At 44.0% G+C, this 1169-nt stretch carries 1 protein-coding gene; it reads left to right on the plus strand.

Features of this window, described 5'->3' with window-relative positions; translation table 11 throughout:
* Window positions 1-1169, plus strand: a 1169-nt coding sequence (locus tag QM874_RS09815; protein WP_414317126.1) for a MucBP domain-containing protein, incomplete at both ends; no start/stop codon positions are given.

A 1169-nucleotide genomic window follows, 5' to 3' on the forward strand; every position in this document is an offset into this window, starting at 1 on the left:
AGAGATTCAAAAACCTCGTCAAGACACACCAAACTCACCATACGATACACCATATAACACTACTGAAGAAGGTGAAAAACCAAACACAATCAAGAGTGAAGATGGTAAGACCTATAAGATCGTACCGCAGGGTGACTATCCAGTAGGTAAGGTTGATGAAAATGGTCACCTTGAGAAGTCTGACCCAGTTACAGGTAAGGTTACTAAACCAAAATCAACTATCACTTATGTTTATAAAGAAGTGAATGGTAATGTCTATGTACACTACGTTGATACAGAAGGCAAGACAATCAAGGAAGATGTTATTGACGAAAAAGCTCAACCAGTAGACAAAGATTACGACACAGTTGTAGACAACCGTCCACAAGAGATTGAATTCGAAGGTAAGACTTACGAATTGGTAGCAGCTGGTAACTACACAGTAGGTGAAGTTGATAAAGATGGTCACTTGAAGTCAACAGATCCAACAACAGGTAAAGTCATCGAAGGTGATAAGAATGTAACTTATGTTTACAAACTTAAAGAAACTCCGGACAAACCTGTAGAGCCAACTCCAGATAAACCTGTAGAGCCAACTCCAGACAAGCCTGTAGAACCAACTCCAGACAAACCTGTAGAGCCAACTCCAGACAAGCCTGTAGAGCCAACTCCAGATAAACCTGTAGAGCCAACTCCAGACAAACCTGTAGAGCCAACTCCAGACAAACCTGTAGAGCCAACTCCAGATAAACCTGTAGAACCAACTCCAGACAAACCTGTAGAGCCAACTCCAGATAAGCCTGTAGAACCAACTCCAGATAAACCTGTAGAACCAACTCCAGACAAACCTGTAGAGCCAACTCCAGACAAGCCTGTAGAGCCAACTCCAGACAAGCCTGTAGAGCCAACTCCAGATAAACCTGTAGAACCAACTCCAGACAAACCTGTAGAGCCAACTCCAGACAAACCTGTAGAGCCAACTCCAGATAAGCCTGTAGAACCAACTCCAGACAAGCCTGTAGAGCCAACTCCAGACAAACCTGTAGAACCAACTCCAGATAAGCCTGTAGAGCCAACTCCAGATAAGCCTGTAGAGCCAACTCCAGACAAACCTGTAGAACCAACTCCAGACAAACCTGTAGAACCAACTCCAGATAAGCCTGTAGAGCCAACTCCAGATAAGCCTGTAG

Source organism: Streptococcus infantis (assembly GCF_047463615.1).
GTDB lineage: Bacteria > Bacillota > Bacilli > Lactobacillales > Streptococcaceae > Streptococcus > Streptococcus infantis_X.